This is a genomic window from Chamaesiphon sp. OTE_20_metabat_361, from assembly GCF_031364565.1.
Genome location: NZ_JANLWO010000367.1, coordinates 1 through 19375, shown reverse-complemented (window position 1 = coordinate 19375; position 19375 = coordinate 1). Strand labels below are relative to the sequence as shown.

Sequence of the window (19375 nt, the reverse complement as noted above, 5' to 3'; positions counted from 1 at the left end):
CAATTCTCGATCGAGATGTTCGATTGGTACCGCAGCAATGGACGATCGTCGCTGGAGTAGTAGCGGTCGGTTTGACGCTCGGGTGTTGGTTGACGACGATCCCGGCTAGAGCTGAGCGGATCCTGTTACCGCCGATAGCGGTGGTCGGTACACAGCCGCAAGGGACATCCATCGTCACTCAGGTCATTCCATCCCCCGCAGTCCCCCAAAGTCCCGTCCCCGCGCCAGCACGTCCGCCTGAGTGGGTGCTGGCGATCGATCGCTCGATGCGTCCATTGGTCAGTACCTTCAATTTGTTTTATGTCCTGTGCGATCTGGTATTGCTGACGTTGGCGGTAATTTTACTGTTGGGATTTTGGGGCGGTCAATTAGGATTGCCCTGGCGAATGGCCGCTCAAGCTGTATTATGTTTTTATATTGCCGATACTTGGTTTGCTTATGCTAACGATCGAGTGCAAGGATACGAAAGTGGCTTTATTATGGAAGTGTTCTGGATATTTGGGATCGTGCAGTTTGGCATCGCGGCTGCGCTAGAATTTGATAACTCCATTCGCGCTCGCCGTCTAGCTCGCCGACGGACTGCTATAAAGTAAAACATGAGTTCTAAAAAAATTACCGATGCAGATAAGTTGGAGATCGTCGATCTTTACCGTCAGTCTGGAGATACTACTGCATCTCTGGCAAGTCGTTATGGAGTCAGCAATTCTACGATCAGTCGCCTACTCAAAACGAGTATTCCCGAAGCGGAATATGAAGTCTTAATCCAACAAAAACGGGGTACTAAAGGCAGCAGCGAAGCAGAAATTTCGATTCCACTGGTAGTAGACTCGCTCACCAGTAGCACAGCCGAGATCCCGAGCGTCGAGGCTCCCAGCTTGTCAATCGACCTACCCGCAAGTAACCCCGAACTAGAGACATTAGCACTCACACAACTCGAATCACTCACCACACTCGATGAGATTTTAGCAGATCCGATCGCTCCAAAACTTGATACCGCCGATCGTGACAAGGCGATCGAAGATACTAGTGCCAGCCGTCGCGTGCGGCGTCGTTCCTCCGCACCCGATAGCCAGCAGACAGCCGGAGCGGTAGCCCAAATCGATAAACCAACGCCGACAACAACCAGCCTCAACACCCCAGTTGAAACATCTGCTGTGGCAACCGAAGACATCAGCGATGACATCGATAATGACATCGACACATTCGCAACTGCTGTTCCTAAGACCCCGATTGCGCCACCAATTTCCCGTACGCCAGTGCTGCGAGAAATACTTGCCGATTCTAAAGAGCGCTACGCTAATCCGCCGCCACCGCCCGCACCACCTGTCGAAGCCGTCACTGATGAGAGTGACGAAGATAACGAACCAGAAGATGTCAACCTGCTAGCAGCAATGTTTGGGGAAGAAATTGCCGATGGCGATGATGAGGATGATGAATCTGATGACTCTGATGCTGAAGATTGGGACGAGGAATCACCATCATCGCCTTATCAGCCGCTGTTGACCGAAGATCGCTTGCACGTTCAAGTCAAACCGCTGTCTCAAGCGACATTACCGCGCACCTGCTATATCGTGATCGATAAGTTTGCCGAGCTAATCGTGCGACCGCTTAAGGATTTTGCCGATCTCGGTCAACTTCCCGATAAAGAAACTCAACAGCGCACTTTACCCGTTTTTGATAATCATCGCGTAGCCAAAAGATTTTCCAATCAACGCACTCAACGCGTGATCAAGGTACCAGATAGTCGGATCTTTTATAAGACTACCCAACATCTGCGATCGAAGGGAATTACCTGTCTATTAGTGGATGGGAATATTTATTCACTTAATTAGCTGGGAGTTGGGAGTTGGGATCGGAAAAGTCAGAAAACTTAGAGATAATTAATTACTCTAAAACCGATATCCGGCGAACACCATCTCGCCTATTCATCTCCCATCTCCCATCTCCCATCTCCCATCTCCCATCTCCCATCTAATTCAACGCAGGTAGCTTCGTCAATCCAACTACCAGATTGGGGTTATCTTGTTTAAGTTTGGCTTCAAAGCCGTAGCAAGTCTCATTACTTGTCTTAGCTAGTGCTGCTTTAGCTTGACAGCGTTCGGAGAGAATTTGAGAGATGGTTGAGAGCAATAATCGATCGCGTCCTTTATACGCAACTTCAAATAGTTTAATCGACTCTTTCAGCTCGGTTTCATTGTTTTTCTCACGCCCGCGAATGGCGAGTAGCTGAGCTTTATAGTAAGTTAACTCGGGATTTTGCGGGGCAATTTTGCGGGCGGCATCGATCGCGATATTAGCTTTATCATACTCTTTCAGATCGCGATGACCGATATACATTCCTCGGAGGGCTAGATATCGAGGTTGGGCATTTTGTAATTGTTCGAGTGCTCGATCGGTATCGGAAAATGGTACATTGACAGCTAAAAGTAGATCCATATAACCCTTAATTAGATTTAATTCTGGATTATTCGGTTCGATCTTTTTAGCTTTATCCATATACTCAAATACTTTTTGGAGCTTACTCAAAGCACCCAAAGCACCACCATTTGCCTTCTTCATTTCATAAGCGCTGAGGATTGCCAAACCCACTCCCTGATACAAATTCCCCCGCAGCGGGTTGGTTTTCATCAGTCGCTGGGCAGCCCTAGTAGTTTTTTCACCGTAATCTCTCACGCTCTCATAATCCCCGGCGCTAAAGGGATAGAGAGTATTCATCGCATAAGTTAATGGTTCGTTTGGTTCGGTTTTGAGTGCGCTATTGAGATATTGTCTGGCTTTGACATAATTCCCATCTCTAAACATGGATTCCTTTGCCCGCTCGACATTTGACCCCTGTTTCGTATTATTCCCAGCGGCGGGAAACAGCATATTACTATTCGGCTTTGGTGCTGGCTTGCTAGCTACTGCGGTAATGGTGGGGTTTAACTGACTAATCGGGGCGAGTATCGTCGATTGAGCAAGAGTTACACCAGTAGCGAAAGTGAGGAGAGTATGTAGCGAAAACTTAAATTTCATGGATTAGTAGCTGGTAAATAGTCGATCTAGAGAGATAATAGTCGAAGTTTGGAGCTAGGTATCGATCGATTTTGGATTCAGCCGTCGCTACCAGTAGTGTAACAATTGCTATATGTCGTATTGTCTGGACGTGAGTATCGATCGGATGTTCCAATTTGTCATTACTCTAGGTTGATGTTGCACAATAAAGATCGATCGCGCTTTTTTTAAGTAAGTAGCTGTCATTATTTATCAGATAGATTACACCTGAAAACTAGTTGGTGGGCAGCGACGCGCGCTTTGCGCCGCCCCGTTCTGGAGGTTTCCTCCAGGTTGAGGGCGGTAAGACAGGAGGTTCCCTCCAAGTTAAGCGCGTCAAGACAGTGCCCACCCTACTATCTGCAATTATTCAACTGACATAGACTACACTTCAAAGCTATCTGGTAGCCTCTTTTCCCTAAAGCCTAAAACCCAAAGCCCAAAGCCTAAAACCTAAAGCCCAAAGCCTATCCTCCCTCTCCCCGATGCTCAAACTCAAACACCTCTCCTACCATCCTCCGGCTAGCGATCGAGCCATCCTCCAGGATCTTAACTTAGAATTAGCACCCCAGCAATTGGGGCTGATCGTCGGTGCCAGCGGTTCGGGCAAAAGCACACTACTAGAGATTTTATCAGGATTGGCGAGTGGTACGAGTGGGGGTGTCTACTGGCGCGATCGAGCCTTAGATACCGAGCTGCTTCAGCAACTAGGCGGACTGGTATTTCAGTTTCCCGAGCGGCATTTTTGCACTAATACTATCTTAGAAGAATTGCGACTGGGACATCCCGAACTCGGAGCCGAGCGCGTCGAGCAAGCTCTGATCTCTGTCGGTTTAGCAGATCTGCCGTTACAGCGTTCTCCACACGCCCTCAGCGGCGGACAGCAGCGGCGATTAGCCCTGGCGGTGCAATTAATTAGGCAACCCCATTTACTGCTCTTAGATGAGCCGACAGCGGGCTTAGATTGGTCGATGCGCCAGCAGTTGGTAAATTTGCTCGCCCAACTCAAGCAGCAATGGACACTATTAGTGGTGACTCACGATGCGGGGGATTTACTCGCCATCGCCGATAAATGTTGGCAGATCGATCGGGGCAAGTTGACTGAAGCTAAAATTGTTGATGGTAAGTTAACGTAAGTTCGAGATAAGAAATGCCTGGATACTGGAAGTCTCGGCTAGTGATGCAAAGTCCGCCTACGCGGACTGATTAACTAGTCCGCGTAGCGAAAAGTGCGTTCTTGGGGTTTCCCCAAGTGAAGCACCTTTTCAAGACAGGCGGACTTTGCATTACTAGCCCCGATTTTAATCGGTGGCAGTACTAGAACGAAGCCTGACGTTAAGTTAGCCAATTGGTAAGAGTATTTGAATTGCCCCTACCGATTAGCGGCTAAACAAATTTAATTTTCTGAGCGGCGTACAGACACATTCTTAGCAATACTAACCCCTCGCGAACGTGGGCGATATTTGACTCACCATAGGTGCGGGGTTGATAGCGTACTGGCACTTCGACGATATGTAGATTTAGCTTAGCAGCACCAAAGAGCAAATCGAAATCACCAAAGGGATCGAAGTCGCCAAAGTAGCTACGATTAGCAACGATCCGCAGATAATCATCCCGCCATAATACCTTAGTTCCGCAGAGAGTATCCTTAATATTCTGTCCGAGCAGGAAGGAAAAAACTAGGGCAAAAAATTTATTTGCTAAAGTATTCAGCCACGGCATCGCAGCTTGCGAATAAGGATAAACCAATCGCGAACCATTGACAAATTCGCCGCGTCCACTGACGATCGCACTCACAAAATTTACTAGTTCTTCTGGTTGGACTGTTAGATCGGCATCTAAGATAATTAAGATATCGCCAGTGGCTTTTTCAAAGCCCAATCTTACAGCGTCACCTTTACCTTTGCCTGTTTGTTGAAATGCTTGCAGCGTAAATTCACCCGTATATTCTCGCACTAATGTTTGAATTTTATCCCAAGTATCATCTTGGGAATGGCCTTCAACAAACACGACTTCAGTATGTTTGCCCAGCCGGGGTAATCGCTCGATCGCAGCGGCAATATTTCCGGCTTCATTCCGGGCGGGAATAATCACACTGACAGAATAATCGTGACTATTAGGACGATCGACCTGCTGGCGCGAGACGATATAATTAGTCAAGCCGAGGTGATTGACGATCGGCAATGGACTGATATAACGATTGACAAAATTTGAAACAATCGGGATATATTTAGGCAGTAAACATCTTCTACCAATTTTTACTGGTTGATAGCCAGTAATATTTAATAAATTGATGACATCATTCATCGACAACCAGCTTTGTGGCGGTTGGGGACGGCGCTGTCCGATCCGTTCGGCAAGATTTAAAATTGGCTCCCACAGAAAGTTATGAAAGTTAATTACTATCCGCGTCTGAGGATGACATAGCTGCTGTAAATTTGTGAGTACTTGTTGAATATTCGTGAGATTGCCTAAGACTTCGGACAAGATAATATAATCAAATCTAGTAGCAAGTAAAGGGTACTCCGTTAGCGTTTGTAAATCGAGCTGCTCGGCATCTATACAATAGAAATGTAAATGGGGATATTTAGTTTTTGCCAGATCGATCGCGACTGATGAAAAGTCAATACCCACACCTAAATCTGGATCGATCTTTGCCAGTGCATCCCCAGTACCAGACCCAATTTCTAATACTTTACTACCTGCCGGGATTAAGAATTGGTGCAATCGATCGAGATCTCGATAATAATACCGATTGCGTTGCGCCCACCAATCTAGTTTTAAGGCAATGGCATCAAAATGTTTTTGAGTGCGCTCGCTAACTAATCGATTAGACATGGATTTTCCTCACACATAATAGCAAAGCATAATACAAAACTCCGATCTAATCCACTAGCCACCACTGCTAATTTTCTGAATTAGTTGCCAACCTTGTACTTTACCAATAACGCGCGTGCGAGCTGTTAATTGGGGCGGGACGCTCAATGTCCAAGCATAAGACCGATCGGGCAAATCGGTAAAGCTATCGAGCTGTTTGCCTAAATGTGGCGTGTAAAAGCTCAATAAAATCAGGGTTTTATGTTCGTCCGTTGTGAGGGCGCGATCGTGCTTGCTAGGCTGTCCAAAGCCTTCTGCTGCTATATTGTCGATGAAGAGATTTACAGGCTGCTTATCGAGGCTGCTTGCCAATGTTGATACCATGAATCGATCGGTCATCAGTCGATCGAATGCAGTTCTAAAGTCTGGACTTTTATCTGTCAATGCACCTTGCAGTCCAAAGCCGACAATCGCCATCCAAGCGGGAAGTAACCAACCAGCCAACCAGAATGGGGTAGCAGGTGGTTGCCAACGTCGCCACAAGCTAGGAATCGTTATCCAGCCGCCTCCGAGCGCAATCGCAGGTAACGCATAAATCCGTATTTCTGGCGGGATAACCAGCCCCCATAACGGTCGATTCTCCGATGGAGAGGCTACGCCAACGATCGCGACTAAAATGCCCGCGACTGCCAGAATAATTCCCAAGCCACTAAAAGCATAGCCGAGCCAAGTTACCAACCGATATCCGCCAATTTGTTGACGGCTAATTTGTCCAAATTGGACAAAGGCTGCGGCTGCGAGCAATGCCATCAGTGGCAATAATTGCATCGTATAATATGCCATCCGCGTCCGAAATAAACTCAATAAAATAAATAAGCAGATCGGATAACCTAGCGTTAAACTGATGGCGAAGTAATTAATTGGCAAAAGTTTCCGCCACACCACGATCGTGCCGATTGCACTAAATAATGCCCAAGGGAAAATATTTAGGGGGAGATTCCAGAGATAATAAAAAGGGCCGGGATTATAAGTATCTGTTTTTGAAAGAAAGAGCAGTTTATTAACTAACTCTTGGACTGGCATCAAGCCCCCATATTTAACGCAACTTAAAATCAACCATAAGCCAGTGGGAATGGCACCAAAAATTAAACCGATATAAATCCCTGGATTCGTCAAAAATTTCTGGTAACGCTGGCGATCGATCGCATAAGGTAAGAGCGCGACAATCGGCACAAAAATCATAAATCCCTTGAGCAAGAAGCCCCCGCCGACAGATGCCCCAGCCAGCAGTCCCCACAGCCAACTCCGCTCGTTGGCGTAGCCTCTCCATCGGAGAATCGAGACTCCAGTCCAGCTCCGCCAGCCTGAAGATGATAAACTGATAGACTGGGAATCTGCAATCTTTAACAATGCCCAAATCCCAAGTAACTCAATTGCCACCAATGCTGTATTCTGCTGCGCCGTGTGAGCCTCACTTACCCATAGTCCCATCAACATCAAGATCGCCGCACCCAACCATGCAATCTGCCGATTGAAGAGGATTATCCCCATCTCATAGGTCAATAATACACTCGCCAGACAAGCGATCGCGCTGGGTAGCCGCACGCTAAACTCATTGAGTCCAAACAGATGATAAGCTAACGCAATCAGCCACTGAATACCGATCGTCCGATCGTAAATTGGGAGACCCCACCATTGCGGTGTCAGCCAGTCGCCACTCTCCCAGATCCAGCGAGCTTGAATTGCATAGTAACCCTCATCATGAGGCATCAAACTCTGATGTTCGCCATTAATTAATAATAATGGTAGAGCAAATAGTAACAGGCTCGATCGGGGAAATCTCTGCCCCAGCAATACATATTTGTGTATATTCACACTCAAGGATTAAATTGTGACCATATCAGAATTCAGTTTACTACTAATCTCGGTTTTAGCTGGCGTATGCGGTCAATTTTTTCTCAAGCTGGGCGCTGTTAAACTGGGAAAAGTTGAGGTCGATAACGCCCTAAATCATATCTTTAGTATCGTTACCACTCCAGAATTATTAGTTGGTTTAACTTGCTATGCGATCGGGGCAGTTGTCTATATTCTCCTCCTCACTCGCGTCAATTTAAGTATTGCCGCTCCCGCAATTTCACTCAGTTATATTTGTTCGGTATTAATCGGTCACTTTTGGTTTCGTGAGTCGATCGCTTTTATGCAAATTATTGGTTTAGCTGCTATTTCCCTTGGGGTCGTCTTAGTCGTTTCACATAAGTAAATTCTAGCTTGCATTTTGTAATTGTCTAAAATTAATAAGCAGTAGATCTAATTATTTTAAATATTGTGGGCAGTGCCCACCCTACAAAATTCACTTATTTGCAATACACACATTATTAATTATTAATTACCTGCATGAATATTTCATCAATACCTAGTTCAACCTCCTTACCAAATGTAGACGTATGGCAAGGTATCGATTGGTGTCCGAGCGATCGACAGCAAGTACAGCTCCAAGCTTTATATACAGAAGTAATTACTGCCAACCAACAATTAAACCTCACTAGAATTACCGCGCCTGAAGAATTCTGGGAAAAACATTTGTGGGATTCCGTGCGCGGTGTGGGCGAGTTAATTAGCGACTCTAGAGCGTTCCAAGTCATCGATATCGGTACTGGTGCTGGTTTCCCCGGATTGCCACTCGCGATCGCTAGAGCCGATTGGCAGCTTACTTTAGTTGATTCTACTAATAAAAAGATTGGATTTATCGAATCGATTGCGCCCGAACTTGACCTCCCAAATATTCATCCGCTAGTGAGTCGAATTGAAGAATTAGGACAGCAAAGACAACACCGTCATCAGTACGATCTCGCCCTAGTAAGAGCGGTAGCCTCAGCAAATGTTTGTGCTGAATATGCACTACCATTAGTCAAAGTTGGCGGTACAGCCATCCTCTATCGGGGTAATTGGACTGAGGAAGAAGCTAGTAGTCTCGAATTAGCAGTTGCTAAATTAGGTGGTGAAATCGTTAAAACAGATTTATTTTATACTCCGCTTACTAACAGCATCCGCCACTGTATCTGGCTACATAAAACTACCGATACGCATCCTTACTATCCACGAGCGATCGGAATTCCGACCCAAAAACCATTGTAGTTTACAGGTCGCGTGAGTACTCTGAAATCGAGAAAATTATAATACAGATGCACTAATAATGCTCGATCGATTATGAGAAACCCGATCGTCAGTGATGAGCGATCGAATTTTCTGTAAGCGATCTCAGAACCTGTATAATGAAACTTCAGATCTGGTTTGAGTGGGGAACAGCCACTCGAAGTAATGGGGAAAGCTTGGTGAAAATCCAACACTGTCCCGCAACTGTAAATCGCTGGTAACTGCGCCGCGATCGAGTCAGAATGCCCGCCAGCACTATATCTAGTTCAATTTAACCTACGAGGTATTAGGTGAACCCACAACATTGTTTATTTGTTTGTACCACTTGCGGCAGTAAGTGGCAAGATGGTCAGCGCGTTGGTACCAGTGCTGGCGAACGGCTGCTCCAAGAGCTGGAAACCTTGCATCGAGATTGGGATTTGGCAGCAGAGTTTCCGATTCAAGCCGTTGGCTGTATGAGTGCTTGTAGTCGCTCTTGTGCGATTTCTTTTGCCGCTGCTGGCAAGCATACCTATCTATTTGGGGACATTGCTAGCGACGATCCCACTGTGGAGTTGGGCAATATCCTAAACTGTGCCGAGAAATACTATCAGCATCCGACTGGAGTGCTACCGTGGGCAGAACGTCCCGCACCGCTCAAGCAAGGCATCCTCGCCAAGATCCCCCCCCTCTTCGTACCTACACCTTCCCATGCGGCACTATAATACGTCGAGCCGCACCAGCCTTTTTGCTCAAAACTTCCTCTGGATTGGCAATCGGGCTTGGCAAGGCTATCTAAATTTCGATCGGGGAATTGTAGCAATTAGCAGCCCAGTAGACCTCTTTGGCGATGCTGATGCTCGTGGGAGCGATTCGTTGTTGTCGGATCTCAATTTTCGCTATGTTCCCCAGCCACAGCTTGCGATCTATCTCCAAGAATGGCTGATACCCGATCGATCGATCGAGCCGATCATTACTGCTGTCACTAATTATCACCCCCAAACCGAGCTAATTTTTGCGATCGAGTCTAATACCAATCTCGATATCGGCTGGTGTCAAAACCTCAAAATTTCGCCGCCAGACTGTTATCAACAAGTCTGTCGGCGATGGGTTTCGGATAGGGGGTAGAGGGTAGGCTTTAGGAAAAGGTAAGAGGTAAGAGGTAAGAGGTAAAAGGTAAAAGGTAAGAGGTAAGAGGTAATGGAGCAAGAAACTCTCAGTCCCCCAGTCTCCCCTATTCCCTATCCCCTATTCCCTATCCCCTATTCCCTACTCCCTACTCCCTACTCCGCTGTCGCCAATTCGCCACCATTGCGATTGCGTTTGCGAGTGAGGAGATTGAATAATTGAATTCCGATTGCTTTGATCAGATTACCTTCTAATTCTGTGAACATAATCATGTTCATTCCAAAGGCGGCGTTGGCTTCATCGACAACGGCGTCGGCTTTGGCTTCGTCAATGGGAAGATCGTTCATTGCTTGACGATAGTTAGCTTTGAATACTTTCTCATCAGGGATTTGGGCGAACTCATAAAACGCGGTGCCTTCACCGTCGGTGAGTTTCATCGCATTTACCGCAATTTTTTTGAGGATTTGACCGCCAGAAAGATCGCCCAGGTAGCGGGTGTAGAGGTGTGCTACCATTAGTGCGGGATCTTGCTCGGCAACTTCGTGAATCCGTGCGATGTACTTTTTAGTAGCTTCTGAGGGTGCTACTTGCTCTTTCCAGTTGGCACCATAATAGAAGGCTAAGTCTTGCTCTAGTGCAGCCTTACGATCGAGTTCGGGAAAGAAGACCTTGGCTAAAATTGGGTCGTGGGCACGTTTGTGCATTTCCTCTTCCATCGCCGAGTAGACGAAGTAGAGGTTGGTGACTAGCTTACGATAGGATTTCTTTTCCACAGTGCCTTTGAGGAAGCAGGCGATGAAGCCCGTATTCTCTGCCATATTATGAGATTTTTTAGTACCTTCACGCAATTTAGTAGCCAGATTAGAAGTCATGTTAAAAATATTCCGAATATATATCCACTAATCTGTTAGCTTAAGATAATTTGCTGAGAATTACTATTAAGATTTATGACCATGCAACATATTTGCTACATTGAATCCCAATGATGAGTTGGATGGCAATATTTCCACCCGACAGGATTATTTTGATAATTTGGAGCACGATTCAGATGACCGCTATTCCCAGCTCAGCTCAAAAATTAGCCACTAAGTTCAATACACCACAAATTCTCCGCAGTGGTTGGTATGCGACATGGGGAATTAGCTTATTGATGTTAATTATTAGCATCTATGGTGTCAACGCCCAGCGCCAAGCGCTCAAGACTGTCGGTAAAGATGCTGCACCGAGTATTCTCACAGCGCAGCAACTACAAGATTCATTTGCCGATATGGATGCGAGCTTGGCAAATGAATTGCTATTGAAACCAGGAGCAAATCGGCAAGTGTTAGCAGATTTTGAGACAAATCGCAAAAAAATTGCCGATCGATTGGTAGCAGCCGCCAGAAATATTACCTATCCAGAAGAAGAGCGAATCATTCAAGGTTTACAATTAAACAACAGTGCTTATTTATTGAAGCTTCAATCAGCCAGAGAAGCGCATAAACGCGGAGATCTTGCGGGTGCATTGAATATCTATCAGAGTGCCGCTACTTTAATGGATCGGGACATCATTCCCCAAGCCGAACAATTAGGTCGAGTAAATTCGCAAGAATTAGAAAAAAGTTATACGCGGCAACGTTTTACTAATGGTGGAATCGGCTTGGCGATCGCGATCGTTGGATTGATTCAGATTGCGATTTTAGTCATCATGCAGATCTTTATCTATCAACGAATGCGGCGGGTTCTAAATTTACCGTTACTCGGAGCAACCGCGATCGCGATCGTTATTTTAGGATATACAATTAGTTCTTTTGTTGGCGCGACTGCAAATTTAAAAGTAGCCAAAGCTGATGCTTTCGACTCTTTATATGCGCTGCGACAAATGCGCTCTTTGTCATATAAAGCTAACGCCGACGAGAGCCGTTATCTGCTCGATCGAGCAAACAGTCCCAAGCACGAGCAATCATTTAATGACAAGGTTGCTAAAATTCTTACCATACCACCCAATTTATCGATCGAGAATGTGATTCTCAATACTTCGTTAGACATCAAGTCTGGAGAAGTAACTGGATTATTCACAAATGCACTAAATAATATTACCTTTAATGGCGAGCGAAAACTGGCAATCGAGACACTTCGCTCATTTAACGATTATCTCAAAATCGATAAACAAATTCGCCAACTATATCGCAGTGGCAAAGTAGCTGAAGCGATCGCCTTGTGTGTCGGTACCAATCCTGGTGAATCGAATTGGGCATTCGATCGCTACAAAAATCTGCATACTGAATTAATGGAATTGAATAAAAAAGAATTTGAGAAAAATATCAAACTTGGCAATAATCGCGTCGAAAATTTTGAGATATATACTACGGCTGCGCTAGGGAGCATTGCTATCCTTACTTTATTTGGCGTGAGACCGAGATTACTAGAATATCTTTAAAATAACTAATAGTTAATAATTATTAATTAGAAATAATACTGGAGGGCAATACACCAAGGTATCTAGATTTTAATCAATTTGGGGTCTGGATGGCTGGTATGATGGCTGAGATGACTATCCTAATGTCATTAGGATCGGATACCTAAATATAAAAAATAGCTATGAAAATTTTATTTGTGGCAGCGGAAGCTGCGCCCATTGCAAAAGTTGGTGGGATGGGTGATGTTGTTGGTGCGCTTCCCAAGTTCTTGCGGAAAATGGGTCATGACGTTCGGATCTTCATGCCTTATTATGGTTCGCTAGTTGGTAAATTAGATATTCCCTACGAGCCAGTCTGGAATGGCTACGCGATGTTTAATCACTTTGCGGTGTATGAGACAGTTTTGCCCGGTACCGATGTCCCACTGTACTTATTTGGGCATCCAGTATTCGATCCGCTGCGGATTTATGGCGGTGAGGATGAAGATTGGCGGTTTACGTTTTTTGCTAATGGCGCGGCGGAGTTTTGCTGGAACTATTGGAAGCCAGATATTCTCCACTGTCATGACTGGCATACCGGAATGCTACCCGTCTGGATGCACCAAGATCCCGATATCAGTACGATCTTTACCATTCACAATTTAGCTTACCAAGGGCCGTGGCGGTGGTACCTGGAGCGGATTACCTGGTGTCCGTGGTATATGCAAGGTCACAATACCATGGCGGCGGCGGTACAATATGCCGATCGCGTCAATACAGTTTCGCCGACTTATGCCGCACAAATTCAGACGATCGAGTATGGTGAGACGATTGAAGGGTTACTATCTTTCATTAGTGGGCGGTTGTCGGGTATCGTCAATGGCATTGATACCGAAGTCTACGATCCGGCAAATGATAAAGCTTTAGTCCAGAATTTTACTACCAAAACTCTCGCAGATCGTCCCAAAAATAAAGCCGCACTCCAGCAGGAAGTTGGCTTAGCCATCAATCCCGACACCTTCTTGGTAGGAATGGTATCGCGATTAGTAGAGCAAAAAGGTTTGGATCTGATGCTCCAGACACTCGATCGCTTTTTGGCTTATACTACCGCTCAATTCGTGGTCTTGGGGACTGGCGATCGCAATTATGAGACGCAACTGTGGCAACTCGCCTCGCGTTATCCCGGACGGATGGCAACTTACCTAATGTACAATGAATCGCTCTCCCGGCGGATTTATGCTGGTTCGGATGCCTTCCTGATGCCGAGTCGATTTGAACCTTGTGGGATTTCTCAGATGTTGGCGATGCGCTATGGTTGCGTCCCGATTGTCCGGCGCACGGGGGGACTAGTCGATACAGTGACTCACCACGATCCGCAGCATCACCAGGGTACGGGGTATTGTTTCGATCGATATGAAGCTTTGGATCTATTTACCTGTATGGTACGTGCTGAGGAAAGTTTCCATTATCAACCGCAATGGCAAGAACTCCAACAGCGCGGGATGGCAACTGATTTTAGTTGGGATAAATCAGCGCAAGAATATGAAGTACTATACAAATCTATTTTTGTTGAGTAGTTAAGTAACTCCAGCGGTTAGAAACCGCCGTATCTGCAAGGCAGACGCTACGCGAACGGAGTGCAAAGTCCGCCTACGCGGACTGATTAACTAGTACTGGACGGCGGAAGTTTCCCCTCGCTTTTTCACCGCTCAGTAAGCGCAAAGCGCAGGCTACGCCAACGGCTCCGCTCACTGAGCGAAGCCAAAGTGAATACCCACTCTACTTATGCCACAGACTACTAGTTCGCCTACGCGGACTTTGCAACATTAGCAACGATTGTAATCGTAGGCATTCTCTGTCGATTGCTACAACATTCCTGAACCACAACTAGCGTCATCATAAATTTGCTCGATCGATCTCATCGTACTTTTATACTTAGTGATATTACCTTGCTCTTTAAATAATTTAGCGGCAAATCGCCAATCGATGAGTGCTTCTTGCTCACCATACATATCTCGATAAGCATAGCCACGATTGGAATAAGCCAGTGCAAAATCTGGTTGAAGTGCGATTGCCTTATTGTAGTCAGCAATCGCACTCGAATAATCTTGAGCTAAATAATGTAAAAAGCCCCGGCGGTAGTAAGCAATTGCCAATTTTGGATCGATCGAGATCGCGCGGGTGTAGTCTCTCATCGCATCCTGGTCGTCACCTAGTTTATAGTAAGCTACCCCGCGACAACAGATAGCTAGGGCATTGCTCGGATCGATCCCAATAGCTTCGGTATATTCTGTCAATGCTCCCAGATAGTCGCGATTTTTATACTTTGCATTAGCTGAAGCCAGGATATCGGTAGCGATTGGCTCTCTCATAGCATAGGTAGACTGTGACATATTTGTGTGATAGCTGCTGACTATTTGAATCTCGATCGACAGAGTTTGTATTAACAACCATAACCTCTACAAATCACAGCTAATAGGGATCGAATCACAAATCGATCTCGAATTTATCACCAGAGACAAGCAGGATCGCGATCGACACTAAATTAATTATTTAATACCGATCCCAATCTCTAGCCGCACATCAAAATCGATCTTACCTATTACCTTTTACCTCTTACCTCAAAACAATCGCCCTAATTCAAAAAAATTGGTATGACTTATCGCAATCCCACCCCGACAGTAGACATTATTATCGAATTAATCGATCGACCCCATCGTCCCATTATCGCGATCGAACGGCTCAATCCGCCTCATGGCTGGGCATTACCTGGCGGGTTTGTAGATTATGGAGAGTCATTAGAATCCGCCGCAGTCAGAGAAGCCAAAGAAGAAATCGGCTTAGATGTAAAATTGATCGAACAATTTCATTTGTATTCAGCACCCGATCGCGATCCTCGGCAGCATACGATTAGTCTAGTATTTATCGCTACAGCAACCGGAGAACCGATCGCGCAAGATGATGCCAAGAGTGTCGGCATCTTTGCACCGTGGGAAATTCCGTCGCAATTATGTTTCGATCACGGCCAAATTCTTCAGGATTATCTAAGATATCGCCACTATCAAATCCGCCCAGGAATTAGGTCGTAGGGTGCGTTACTCCGCAGGAAAACGCACCAACACATTCACAAAATGAGTAAAATTAGAAAAGTCCCACACTATCAGGCTGACTAATGAGTACTGCGACAATACCCCAACTGAGCGACTTACTCGAAGGTATCGATCTCCCCGTCGATTGGCTGGGACTGCGGAAAGTGCGGGAAGTCTCGATCGCCCGATCGGCGCGAGACGGAATGCCCCAAAATAATAGTACGACCATTAGTGAAGGTGTGATGGTCGAAGTCCTGGTGAATGGGCAAATCGGCTATGGTGCTACCAATATTGTCACCCCGACGGGTATTCAATCTGCCGCCACTGCTGCTTATCACCAAGCACTAGCCGCCAGCGCATATCGGATCTACCCGATCGCGATCGCCCAGCGACCCAAGGTAGTCGGGCAATACGTCTCCCCGACCCTCCAACCATTTAATAGCCTGACTCCTGGCGAAATTAGCGACCAACTGAGCAAGATTTGTCATACGCTCAAAGTCGGTGAAAAGATCGTCCAAACTAGTGCCACGATTATTACTCGCGAAATCGAAAGCTGGTTTGTTAGTAGCAATGGTTCCGATGTCTATCAGAAATTCTTGTTAATGACCACAGACTATGCCGCCACCGCCCAGGATGGCGCGCTCATCCAGCATCGGAGCGATCGCGGCGGACTGGCAAAATGCTATCAGGGCGGCATGGAATACTTTCTCACGCCCGATCTGTGGGCGCGGGTGCAACAAGTCGGCGAACAGGCTGTAGAATTGCTGACGGCGATCGAATGTCCGACAGAGACAACCACACTCGTCCTCGCACCGGATCAATTACTATTGCAAATCCATGAAAGTGTCGGACATCCGCTGGAATTAGACCGGATTTTAGGTGATGAACGCAACTATGCGGGCGGTAGTTTTGTCAAACCCGAAGATTTTGGCAATCTCGTCTACGGTTCAACCTTGATGAATATTACCTTCGATCCGACCGTCTCGGGAGAATTTGCCAGCTACAGTTTCGATGATATCGGTGCTAGTGCGACGCGGGAATATATCATCCGCGATGGCGTACTCGAACGTGGCTTAGGCAGCTTGGAAAGCCAAGCGCGACTGGATCTGCCGGGAGTCGCTTGCAGCCGCGCCTGTAGCTGGAATCGTCCGCCGATCGACCGGATGGCAAATATCAACCTCGAACCGGGCGATAAAAGCTTTGATGACATTATCGGTGGGATCGATCGAGGCATCTATATGGAATCCAATCGCTCGTGGTCGATCGACGATCGTCGCCACAAATTCCAGTTTAGCTGTGAGTACGCCAAACTGATCGAAAATGGCAAATTGACTCAAACAGTCCGCAACCCCAATTATCGCGGCGTCACGCCCCAATTCTGGGGCAATCTGGCTCAAATCGGCAACGCCAACACCTGGGAAATGTACGGTTCTCCGTTCTGCGGTAAAGGCGAACCCAATCAAATCGTCTGGGTGGGGCACGGCGCACCCGTTGCCGCCTTTACCGATATCGAAATCTTTGGTGGGGATTAACACCCTAGAATCTGAGGTGGGCAACACCTAAAATATGAACAGGAATATTCAAGGGAAATTATGACCGATCGACTGATTCGAGCAACAGCAGCAGGTGGCAAAATTCGAGCAGTAGGGGCAATTACCACCACCCTCACCGAAACAGCTAGAGTGCGTCATCGGCTCTCAGCCGTGTCTACAGACGCCTTGGGACGCGCGATGACGGCGGCATTATTGCTGACATCCGGCATGAAAGTCAAATTTGGTCGCGTCAATCTCCGACTCAAAGGCAACGGCCCGATGGGTGGATTGATGGTCGATGCTGGCGTCGATGGGACTGTTAGAGGCTATGTCAATCATCCCCATATCGAAGTACCGCTCAACGCTGCTGGTAAACTAGACGTGGGCGGCGCGATCGGGAGTGAAGGTTTTGTCTACGTCTTTCGGGATCTGGGTTACGGTCGTCCCTACTCTAGTACTGTCGAGCTAGTCTCTGGCGAAGTCGGCGACGATGTTGCCAACTATCTATTTAGCTCCGAGCAAACGCCGTCAGCGTTGGTATTAGGCGTCTCGATGAATAGTCAAAGTGTGCAATCCGCTGGCGGAATCTTGATTCAAGTTCTACCTAAAGCCGCACAAGATGAGTCATTAGTAGAACTATTAGAATCGCGAGTCAGCAGTTTGCAAGGCTTCACACCCTTACTACAATCTGGCAAAGAGCTACCAGAGATTCTAGAGGAGCTATTAGGCGATTTGGATCTGAAAATATTTCCAGACGAGAAGGAACTAAAATTTGACTGTCCTTGCTCGGAGCAACGGATGCTCGGCGCACTAAAGCTACTCGGGACTGATGAACTCGAAGACATGATTGCTACCGACAAGGGTGCTGAAGCTACTTGTGATTTTTGTGGAGAAGTCTATCACGTCGGCGAGGATAAGCTTGCCCAATTAGTAGGTGAATTACAGTTACAAAGTTAATTAGTAAGTTATGAGAAATAAGGGAGGGGCAATTTATAAATTGCCCCTCCCTTAATGCTATGGTGACTGAGGATGCGCGCGTCACGGAGCGGTGCATCGAACGGGAGGTTTCCTAAGATAACCTCAGTTCGGGATAAGCAAAGTCAGTTTGCTTCGCTTAGACACCGCCCTGAACTGGAAGTTCGGTGCTCATAGCTCAAGTTCTCTGAAGAGAACTACCAAATTAATTAGTTCGTTAAAACGAACTTTTGCTATTAGCCCCAAATTCATTTGAGGGCGGTGCAGAAACGGAGCTAGGAGTCATTGAGCGGCAATCCTTATCCCGAACTGACGTTAAGATAGGGGAAGTCTTCAAGGATTGTCGCATCCTAAAGCTAGGATCGCACTATTAAACACCGCACTGGCTCGCATTGCCCGAATCGCCTTCTCTGCGTCAGGATGATAGTAACCACCCAGATCGATCGACTTACCTTGCGAATCATTTAGCTCAGCAACGATCGCAGTTTCATGTTCTTGCAATTGTTGTGCTAACTTCCCAAATGCTGTCTTCAATTCGGGGTTTTTCTCTTGTGCTGCCAACTCCTGCGCCCAATACATTGCCAGATAAAAATGACTGCCGCGATTGTCTAATTCGTGGACTTTGGCTGCTGGAGATTTGCCATTATCTAAATACTTACCATTAGCTCGATCGAGTGTTTCGGCTAAGATTAGTGCATCGGGATTATTTGTTTTCTGTCCCAAATCTTCTAAGGCAACTGCTAGAGCTAAAAATTCACCCAGCGAATCCCAGCGCAGATGTCCTTCCTCTACAAATTGCTGGACGTGTTTGGGTGCCGAACCACCCGCACCTGTCTCAAATAAGCCGCCACCAGCGAGTAAGGGGACGATCGAGAGCATTTTAGAACTGGTACCTAGTTCGAGAATCGGGAATAAATCGGTGAGATAATCCCGCAACACATTTCCCGTCACGGAAATAACATTTTTACCCGCTTTAATTTGTTGGCATGTAAATCGCATCGCTGCTACTGGAGAAAGAATCTGAATATCCAATCCCGTCGTGTCTTGGTGGGTTAAATACTCCGTCACCTTGGCAATAATATTCGCATCGTGAGCGCGATCTGGATCCAACCAGAAAATCGTCGGGCAACCCGTCGCGCTGGCGCGATTTACTGCTAGTTTTACCCAATCTTGAATCGGTAAATCCTTCGTCTGACACATCCGCCAGATATCGCCCTGCTCGACTTGATGTTCCATTAATGTCTCACCAGCGGCAGTTAACACCCGCACCACCCCATCAAAGGGGATTTCAA

At 46.6% G+C, this 19375-nt stretch carries 18 protein-coding genes, 1 pseudogene and 1 riboswitch; of the genes and pseudogenes, 13 read left to right on the top strand and 6 right to left on the bottom strand.

All coding sequences use genetic code 11. From position 1 onward, the window contains the following. Positions 1 to 593 (top strand): annotated as a pseudogene (locus RMO35_RS10740) (hypothetical protein); the annotation flags it as partial. A gap of 3 nt (positions 594 to 596) precedes the next feature. Next, positions 597 to 1832 carry a transposase gene (locus RMO35_RS10735; protein WP_309741088.1) on the top strand — a complete coding sequence of 412 codons (1236 nt, stop codon included), beginning with the start codon at positions 597 to 599 and terminating at the stop codon, positions 1830 to 1832. A 139-nt stretch (positions 1833 to 1971) separates the two neighbouring features. Here the strand turns inward: RMO35_RS10735 and RMO35_RS10730 are convergent, their stop codons facing one another. Further along, positions 1972 to 3015 carry a Sll0314/Alr1548 family TPR repeat-containing protein gene (locus RMO35_RS10730; RefSeq protein ID WP_309741086.1) on the bottom strand — a complete coding sequence of 348 codons (1044 nt, stop codon included), beginning with the start codon at positions 3013 to 3015 and terminating at the stop codon, positions 1972 to 1974. A 260-nt stretch (positions 3016 to 3275) separates the two neighbouring features. Between RMO35_RS10730 and RMO35_RS10725 the strand changes: the two genes are divergently transcribed. Together RMO35_RS10725 and RMO35_RS10720 are read left to right on the top strand one after the other, a co-directional pair. Next, positions 3276 to 3416, top strand: coding sequence for a hypothetical protein (locus RMO35_RS10725; RefSeq protein ID WP_309741085.1), 141 nt, complete (start codon positions 3276 to 3278; stop codon positions 3414 to 3416). A 102-nt stretch (positions 3417 to 3518) separates the two neighbouring features. Then, on the top strand, positions 3519 to 4169 hold the full coding sequence (locus RMO35_RS10720) for an energy-coupling factor ABC transporter ATP-binding protein (RefSeq protein ID WP_309741084.1): 651 nt from the start codon (positions 3519 to 3521) through the stop codon (positions 4167 to 4169). Between the two features lie 250 nt (positions 4170 to 4419). On the opposite strand, the gene RMO35_RS10715 is transcribed toward RMO35_RS10720, so the two are convergent. Then, entirely contained in the window at positions 4420 to 5871 is a 1452-nt protein-coding gene (locus tag RMO35_RS10715; protein ID WP_309741083.1) for a glycosyltransferase, read from the bottom strand. A 54-nt stretch (positions 5872 to 5925) separates the two neighbouring features. Then, positions 5926 to 7725 carry a glycosyltransferase family 39 protein gene (locus RMO35_RS10710; RefSeq protein WP_309741080.1) on the bottom strand — a complete coding sequence of 600 codons (1800 nt, stop codon included), beginning with the start codon at positions 7723 to 7725 and terminating at the stop codon, positions 5926 to 5928. 16 nt (positions 7726 to 7741) lie between these two features. Between RMO35_RS10710 and RMO35_RS10705 the strand changes: the two genes are divergently transcribed. The 4 genes from RMO35_RS10705 (at position 7742) to RMO35_RS10690 (ending at position 10110) form a co-directional block, all read left to right on the top strand. Then, a complete protein-coding gene (locus RMO35_RS10705) occupies positions 7742 to 8110 on the top strand; it encodes an EamA family transporter (RefSeq protein ID WP_309741077.1) in 369 nt (122 codons plus the stop codon). Positions 8111 to 8244: 134 nt separating this feature from the next. After that, positions 8245 to 8985: a 16S rRNA (guanine(527)-N(7))-methyltransferase RsmG gene (gene rsmG / locus RMO35_RS10700; RefSeq protein WP_309741075.1), complete on the top strand. Its 741-nt coding sequence runs from the start codon at positions 8245 to 8247 to the stop codon at positions 8983 to 8985. Between the two features lie 135 nt (positions 8986 to 9120). Then, positions 9121 to 9272: riboswitch (cobalamin riboswitch) on the top strand. Positions 9273 to 9293: 21 nt separating this feature from the next. After that, a complete protein-coding gene (locus tag RMO35_RS10695) occupies positions 9294 to 9707 on the top strand; it encodes a DUF1636 domain-containing protein (protein ID WP_309741074.1) in 414 nt (137 codons plus the stop codon). Next, positions 9694 to 10110 carry a hypothetical protein gene (locus RMO35_RS10690; protein WP_309741073.1) on the top strand — a complete coding sequence of 139 codons (417 nt, stop codon included), beginning with the start codon at positions 9694 to 9696 and terminating at the stop codon, positions 10108 to 10110. Before RMO35_RS10695 ends, RMO35_RS10690 begins: the two co-directional genes overlap by 14 nt. Before the next feature lie 155 nt (positions 10111 to 10265). On the opposite strand, the gene RMO35_RS10685 is transcribed toward RMO35_RS10690, so the two are convergent. Next, positions 10266 to 10982, bottom strand: a complete 717-nt coding sequence (locus RMO35_RS10685; protein WP_309741071.1) for a heme oxygenase (biliverdin-producing) — start codon at positions 10980 to 10982, stop codon at positions 10266 to 10268. Positions 10983 to 11158: 176 nt separating this feature from the next. Here RMO35_RS10685 and RMO35_RS10680 point away from each other — a divergent pair, with 176 nt between their 5' ends. Together RMO35_RS10680 and glgA are read left to right on the top strand one after the other, a co-directional pair. Then, positions 11159 to 12529 carry a hypothetical protein gene (locus tag RMO35_RS10680; protein WP_309741069.1) on the top strand — a complete coding sequence of 457 codons (1371 nt, stop codon included), beginning with the start codon at positions 11159 to 11161 and terminating at the stop codon, positions 12527 to 12529. Between the two features lie 161 nt (positions 12530 to 12690). Then, positions 12691 to 14064 carry a glycogen synthase GlgA gene (glgA, locus tag RMO35_RS10675; protein WP_309741067.1) on the top strand — a complete coding sequence of 458 codons (1374 nt, stop codon included), beginning with the start codon at positions 12691 to 12693 and terminating at the stop codon, positions 14062 to 14064. Positions 14065 to 14352: 288 nt separating this feature from the next. Here glgA and RMO35_RS10670 read toward each other — a convergent pair whose 3' ends face one another. After that, the gene (locus RMO35_RS10670) at positions 14353 to 14859 is read right to left on the bottom strand and encodes a tetratricopeptide repeat protein (RefSeq protein WP_309741065.1); all 507 of its coding nucleotides are present in this window, start codon (positions 14857 to 14859) and stop codon (positions 14353 to 14355) included. A gap of 282 nt (positions 14860 to 15141) precedes the next feature. Between RMO35_RS10670 and RMO35_RS10665 the strand changes: the two genes are divergently transcribed. The 3 genes from RMO35_RS10665 (at position 15142) to hslO (ending at position 18065) form a co-directional block, all read left to right on the top strand. After that, positions 15142 to 15576, top strand: a complete 435-nt coding sequence (locus RMO35_RS10665; RefSeq protein WP_309741064.1) for an NUDIX hydrolase — start codon at positions 15142 to 15144, stop codon at positions 15574 to 15576. 83 nt (positions 15577 to 15659) lie between these two features. Further along, a complete protein-coding gene (locus RMO35_RS10660; RefSeq protein WP_309741063.1) occupies positions 15660 to 17108 on the top strand; it encodes a TldD/PmbA family protein in 1449 nt (482 codons plus the stop codon). Between the two features lie 60 nt (positions 17109 to 17168). Beyond that, positions 17169 to 18065, top strand: a complete 897-nt coding sequence (hslO, locus tag RMO35_RS10655) for an Hsp33 family molecular chaperone HslO (RefSeq protein WP_309741062.1) — start codon at positions 17169 to 17171, stop codon at positions 18063 to 18065. Between the two features lie 351 nt (positions 18066 to 18416). Here hslO and RMO35_RS10650 read toward each other — a convergent pair. Next, on the bottom strand, positions 18417 to 19375 hold a 959-nt coding region (locus RMO35_RS10650; protein WP_309741060.1), incomplete at its 5' end, for an NADP-dependent isocitrate dehydrogenase.